Here is a 6,000-nt window from a genome sequence, read left to right on the forward strand (position 1 = left end):
GATCAGCGTCGGCGCCGACGGCGGCCGCTGAGGGACGCCGCGATCATGGGCTTCGTTCCTTACCGTGAAGGTGTGCGCGAGGTCGTGGAGCGCTGGTCACTGTTCCAGGCCCGCCGGGCACGGGCAAGCGGTTTTCCGGTGCGGGTCACTGCGTTGCGCGGGGCGTGCGGGCTGACGAGCAGCCTGCGCGCGTCGCCCGGTCCCTGGCCGGGGCCCTTGGCCGGGGCCCGTTGGCCCGTCAGGCCTCCCGGCGCGCGTCGATCTCGGCGATGAGGGCTTCGATGCGGGTCCTGATCTCGTCGCGGATGGGGCGTACGGCTTCCACGCCCTTGCCGGCCGGGTCCTCCAGGGCCCAGTCGAGGTACTTCTTGCCGGGGAAGACCGGGCAGGCGTCACCGCAGCCCATGGTGATGACGTAGTCGGACGCCTGGACGGCCTCGGTGGTGAGGACCTTCGGCTCGGCGGCGGAGATGTCGATGCCGACTTCCCGCATCGCCTCGACAGCCGCCGGGTTGACCCGGTCGCCGGGGAGGGAGCCGGCGGAGCGGACCTCGATCCGGTCGCCCGCGAGGTGGGAGAGGAACCCGGCGGCCATCTGCGAGCGGCCGGCGTTGTGGACGCAGACGAACAGCACGGAGGCGAGCGGAGCGGACGGCATGCGTTCTTCCTTCACGAGGTCGGTTCCGACGAGGTCGGTGCCAACGAGGTCAGTCCCGCCTGGTATCAGCCGGAGGTGATGTGACAGTATCAGCCCATGCTGACGTCAGTCGACAATGACCTGATCAGGGTGCTGGCCGACCCGCTCAGGCTCCGGATCGTGACCCTGCTGGCCCGCGAGACGCTGTGCACCACGCACCTGGTGCAGGAGACCGGCGCCAGGCAGACGAACCTGTCCAACCACCTGAAGGTGCTGCGCGAGGCCGGGGTGGTGGACACGGAGCCGTGCGGCCGGTTCACGTACTACCGGCTGAGGCCTGAGGTGATCGAGACGCTCGCCGGCCGGTTCGCCGACCTCGCCGCGACCGCCCGCGCCAACGCCGACACCAAGAGGGCCTGCCCGTGACCCGCCGCACCGAAGCGTCCGCAGCCTCCGAACCTTCCGAACCCTCCGCAGCCTCCGAACCTTCCGAACCCTCCGCAGCCTCCGAACCTTCCGAACCCTCCGCAGCCGGTACGGCCACCGCCGCCCCGCCCGCCGGCCGCGGCGACCGCGCCTCGGTCGTCGCGAAGTTGTCGACCCTCGACCGCTTCCTCGCGGTCTGGATCCTCCTCGCGATGGCCCTCGGCCTCGGGCTGGGTCGCGTGGTGCCCGGACTGGACGACGCCCTCGCCGCCGTCGAGATCGGCGGCATCTCGCTGCCGATCGCCCTCGGCCTGCTGATCATGATGTACCCGGTGCTGGCGAAGGTCCGCTACGACAGGCTGGACGCGGTCACCGGCGACCGCAGACTGATGATCTCCTCCCTGGTCGTCAACTGGCTGGTCGGCCCCGCCGTGATGTTCGCGCTGGCCTGGATCTTCCTGCCGGACCTGCCCGAGTACCGCACCGGCCTGATCATCGTCGGCCTGGCCCGCTGCATCGCCATGGTCATCATCTGGAACGACCTCGCCTGCGGCGACCGTGAGGCGGCCGCCGTCCTCGTCGCCCTCAACAGCGTCTTCCAGGTCCTGGCCTTCGGCGTGCTCGGCTGGTTCTACCTCGACTTCCTGCCCGGCCGGCTCGGCCTGGGCGACGGCGAGCACCTGGACATCTCCGTCTGGAAGATCGCGGCGAACGTGGTCGTCTTCCTCGGCGTCCCGCTGCTGGCCGGGTTCCTCACCCGCCGTACCGGCGAGCGGAGGCTGGGCCGGGAGACGTACGAGTCCGCCTTCCTGCCGAAGATCGGCCCGTGGGCGCTGTACGGCCTGCTCTTCACGATCGTCATCCTCTTCGCCCTGCAGGGGAGGACGATCACCTCCCAGCCGCTGGACGTGGCCCGCATCGCGCTCCCGCTGCTCGTCTACTTCGCGCTGATGTGGTTCGGCACCTTCGCGCTCGGCAAGGCCATCGGCCTCGGCTACGACCGCACCGCCACGCTCGCCTTCACCGCGGCCGGCAACAACTTCGAGCTGGCCATCGCGGTCGCCATCGCCACCTTCGGCGTCACCTCCGGCCAGGCCCTGTCCGGCGTGGTCGGCCCCCTCATCGAAGTCCCCGTCCTGGTGACCCTGGTGTACGTCTCGCTCGCGTGGCGGCGCTCGTTCACGGCCGCGCGGCCGACTCCATGACGCGCCGCGTGGACGTGGTGGTGGCCGGCGGCGGCCAGGCGGGGCTCGCCGCCGGCTACCACCTGCGCCGCCAGGGGCTGGACTTCGTCGTCCTGGACGCTGCCCCGGCACCGGGCGGAGCCTGGCAGCACATGTGGGACTCGCTGCGCCTGTTCTCACCGGCCGCCCACTCGTCGCTGCCGGGCCGCCTCATGCCGGCCCGGCCCGGCGAGACCTACCCGGACGCCGGGCACGTCGTGGAGTACCTGGCCGACTACGAGAAGCGCTACGACCTGCCCGTTCAGCACGGCACCCGCGTCGAGGCCGTACGCCGCGACGGCGACCGGCTCCTGGTCGAGGCGGATGCGGGCACCTGGCGGGCCCGCGCGGTCGTCAGTGCGACGGGCACCTGGTCGCGCCCCTTCCTCCCGGCCGTCCCGGGCCGCGCCCTCTTCTCCGGCCGGCAGCTGCACACGGTGGACTACCGCCGTCCCGCCGACTTCGCCGGACAGCGCGTCCTCGTGGTCGGCGGCGGCAACTCCGGCGCGCAGATCGCCGCCGACCTCGCCCTGACCGGCGACGTCGAGGTGATCTGGGCGACCCGGCGCCCGCCCCGGTTCCTGGCCGACGGCATCGACGGCCGCGTCCTGTTCGACGTCGCCACCGCCCGCCGCCGCGCCCTCGACGAGGGCCGCACCGACACCGGGGGAGTGGCCGCGCTCGGCGACATCGTCGCCGTACCGCCGGTCCGCGCCGCCCGCGACGCGGGACTCCTCACCGCGCGGCCGATGTTCACCCGTCTCACGGCCACCGGCGTCCAGTGGGCCGACGGCAGCCGCGCCGACGCGGACGCCGTCATCTGGTGCACCGGCTTCCGGCCGGCGCTCGCCCACCTCGCCCCTCTGGGCCTGCGCGGCCCGCGCGGCCGGATCGCGATCTCCGGCACCCGTGCCGTCGCCGAACCCCGCCTGCACCTGCTCGGCTACGGCGACTGGACCGGCCCGGCGTCCGCCACGCTGATCGGTGCCGGCCGCCCCGCGCGGGACGCCGCCCGGGACATCGCGCGGCTGCTGAGCGGCTGAGGCGCCGCCCGCCGCAGGAGAGCACCGCGACCGGCGGCGCGAACCTCAGTGGATCACCGGGCTGCGGCGTTCGAGGAGTACGACATCACGCCAGCGGCCGTGGTGGCGGCCGATGCGCTCGCGGGTGCCGATGACGCGGAAGCCGGCGCGCGCGTGCACGGCGAGACTGGCCGTGTTCTCCGGGAAGATGCCGGACTGGATGGTCCAGATCCCCGCCCGTTCGGTGGACTCGACCAGGGCCTTGAGGAGCGCCGAGGCGACGCCCCGGCCGCGGGCCGCCGGGTGGACGTACACGGAGTGCTCGACCACGCCGGCGTAGGCGCACCGGTCGGAGACGCGGCTCGCGGCCACCCAGCCGAGCACCGCGCCGTGCTCGTCCACGGCGGCGAAGCGATGCTCGGGCAGCTTCGCCGCGTCGAACGCCTCCCAGCCGGGAGCCGCGGTCTCGAAGGTGGCGTCGCCCTCGTCGATGCCCGCCTGGTAGATGGCCAGCACCTGCTCGGCGTGGTTCGCCGTCAGCGGCACGATGAGCTTGCCCGCAGCCTGTGCGCTCACCGGTTCCCCCTTTCCGTCCTGCCGCGTCGGACCGCTACGGTCGGCAGCGTCAGCAGTTTGCCCATCGCGGCGAGCACGGACGGCTCGACCCGGTAGTAGACCCAGGTGCCGCGCCGCTCGGAGGTGAGCAGCCCGGCCTCCCTGAGCTTCTTCAGGTGGTGGGACACGGTCGGCTGGGACACACCGACGTCGGAGATGTCGCACACGCACGCCTCGCCGCCCTCGTGGGAGGCCACGGCGGAGAACAGCCGCAGACGCACCGGATCGCCGAGCGCCTTGAACATCCTCGCGGCCACCTCCGCCTCCACGGCGGTCATCGGCCGCTCGGTCAGCGGCGGGCAGCACGGCACCACACCCTGACCGTCGGCAGCCGCACCGTCGGCGGCATCCAGCAGCGGCACGAGTTTCGTATTCGACATGTGTCTATGTTGACACGCGTCGAAGCGGGTGGGCGAGGGGCCGAGGTCGCTCAGCGCCTCAAGTTCGACATTTGTCTATGTTGACGCTGATCGAAACAGGTGCCAGGCTGAGTCCACGATATCGACAGGTCTCGAAGTAAGAGAACCCGTGCGGAAGGACCCACCATGGCCACCCCCAGCGACCTCCCCGTCGTCGTGATCGGCGCCGGACCCACCGGTCTGGCCGCCGCCGCCCACCTGACCGGCCGCGGCATCACCCCACTGGTCCTGGAAGCCGGTCCGGTCGCGGGTGCCGCGGTGCGCGACTGGGCGCATGTGCGCCTGTTCTCCACCTGGGGCGAAGTGGTCGACCCGGCCGCCGAGAAGCTGCTGGCCCCGACCGGCTGGACCCGCCCCGATCCGGCGACCCACCCCACCGGCGGCGACTGGGCGGAGCGGTACCTTCAGCCGCTGGCCGACGCCCTCGGCGACCGCGTCCGCGTCGGCGCCACCGTCACCGGCGTCTCCCGGGCCGGCCGCGACCGGATCGTCGACGCCGACCGCGAGGCCCAGCCCTTCGTCGTGCACGTCGGTCACGCCGACGGCCGTGAGGAGCGCGTCCTCGCCCGCGCGGTGATCGACGCCTCCGGCACCTGGACCACCCCGTCCCCCGCGGGCGGCAGCGGGCTGCCCGCGCTCGGCGAGAAGGCGGCGGCCGACCGCGTCACCTACCGCGTCCCGGACCTGCGGAACCCCGCCGTCCGCGCCCGGTACGCCGGCAGGCGCACCGCGGTCGTCGGCTCCGGCGCCTCCGCGTTCACCGCGCTCGCCGGCCTCGCCGACCTGGCGAGGTCCGAGGACGGCGCGGCCGGCGCGGACACCAGGGCGGTGTGGATCCTGCGCCGGGGGATCTCCGGCTCCACCTTCGGCGGCGGCGAAGCCGACCAGCTGCCCGCCCGCGGCGCCCTGGGCCTGGCGGCCAAGGCCGCCGTCGACGACGGGTACGCCGACGCGGTCACGGGCTTCCGCACCGAGGCCGTCGAACGCGACGGCGACGGACGACTCGTCCTCGTGGGCGAGGACGGCCGGCGTCTGCGGCCGGTCGACGAGGTGATCGTGCTGACCGGGTTCCGCCCCGACCTGTCCTTCCTCTCCGAGATTCGCCTGAGGCTCGACGAGCGCCTTGAGGCCCCGGTCGAGCTGGCCCCGCTGATCGACCCGAACCAGCACTCCTGCGGCACGGTCTACCCGCACGGCCACCGCGAACTCTCCCACCCCGAACAGGGCTTCTACCTGGTCGGCATGAAGTCCTACGGCCGCGCCCCCACCTTCCTCGCCATGACCGGCTACGAGCAGGTGCGCTCCGTCGTCGCCGCCATCGCCGGCGACCTCGACGCGGCCGACCGGGTGGAACTCACCCTTCCCGAGACCGGGGTCTGCGGCGGCGCCGGCCTGTTCGACGCCCCCGACGCCCGGCACAGCGACGGCGGTTGCTGCGCCGCGCCCGAGCCGCGGCTCGTCCCGCTCGGCGCGCCCAGGGCTGCGGTGGTGAGCGCCGACGAGACGCCGGCGGGCGGCTGCTGCGGCTCGTGACCCGCCTCGGCGCCGAGCCGGCGGGGGGGGGGGGGGGGCCGCCGGGGGGGGGGGGGGGGGGCCCGCCGCCGGGGGGGGGGTGGGGCGGCGGGGCCCCCCCCCCGGCGGGGCGACAGGGGGGGGTT

Annotated in this window: 7 protein-coding genes; 4 read left to right on the plus strand and 3 right to left on the minus strand. The window is 73.8% G+C overall.

Features of this window, described 5'->3' with window-relative positions:
* Positions 1-238 precede the first annotated feature (238 nt).
* Complete coding sequence (locus AB0K92_RS27910; protein ID WP_365927309.1) at positions 239-658, minus strand: arsenate reductase ArsC; 420 nt, start codon at positions 656-658, stop codon at positions 239-241.
* Between the two features lie 96 nt (positions 659-754).
* On the opposite strand from AB0K92_RS27910, the gene AB0K92_RS27915 reads away from it, so the two are divergent.
* The 3 genes from AB0K92_RS27915 (at position 755) to AB0K92_RS27925 (ending at position 3,329) form a co-directional block, all read left to right on the plus strand.
* A complete protein-coding gene (locus tag AB0K92_RS27915) occupies positions 755-1,063 on the plus strand; it encodes a metalloregulator ArsR/SmtB family transcription factor (protein WP_365927311.1) in 309 nt (102 codons plus the stop codon).
* 167 nt (positions 1,064-1,230) lie between these two features.
* Positions 1,231-2,268, plus strand: a complete 1,038-nt coding sequence (arsB, locus tag AB0K92_RS27920) for an ACR3 family arsenite efflux transporter (RefSeq protein ID WP_365927313.1) — start codon at positions 1,231-1,233, stop codon at positions 2,266-2,268.
* Positions 2,265-3,329 (plus strand): ArsO family NAD(P)H-dependent flavin-containing monooxygenase, encoded by a 1,065-nt coding sequence (locus AB0K92_RS27925; RefSeq protein ID WP_365927323.1) that lies wholly within the window; start codon positions 2,265-2,267, stop codon positions 3,327-3,329. Before arsB ends, AB0K92_RS27925 begins: the two co-directional genes overlap by 4 nt.
* Positions 3,330-3,374: 45 nt before the next feature.
* On the opposite strand, the gene AB0K92_RS27930 is transcribed toward AB0K92_RS27925, so the two are convergent.
* Together AB0K92_RS27930 and AB0K92_RS27935 are read right to left on the minus strand one after the other, a co-directional pair.
* Positions 3,375-3,884 (minus strand): N-acetyltransferase family protein, encoded by a 510-nt coding sequence (locus AB0K92_RS27930; RefSeq protein ID WP_365927315.1) that lies wholly within the window; start codon positions 3,882-3,884, stop codon positions 3,375-3,377.
* Positions 3,881-4,303, minus strand: coding sequence for a metalloregulator ArsR/SmtB family transcription factor (locus tag AB0K92_RS27935; protein WP_365927317.1), 423 nt, complete (start codon positions 4,301-4,303; stop codon positions 3,881-3,883). Before AB0K92_RS27935 ends, AB0K92_RS27930 begins: the two co-directional genes overlap by 4 nt.
* A 165-nt stretch (positions 4,304-4,468) precedes the next feature.
* On the opposite strand from AB0K92_RS27935, the gene AB0K92_RS27940 reads away from it, so the two are divergent.
* Positions 4,469-5,875: an NAD(P)-binding domain-containing protein gene (locus AB0K92_RS27940; RefSeq protein ID WP_365927319.1), complete on the plus strand. Its 1,407-nt coding sequence runs from the start codon at positions 4,469-4,471 to the stop codon at positions 5,873-5,875.
* The last annotated feature ends 125 nt before the right edge of the window (positions 5,876-6,000 follow it).

The sequence above is a fragment of the Streptomyces sp. NPDC052687 genome, from assembly GCF_040678395.1.
GTDB lineage: Bacteria > Actinomycetota > Actinomycetes > Streptomycetales > Streptomycetaceae > Streptomyces.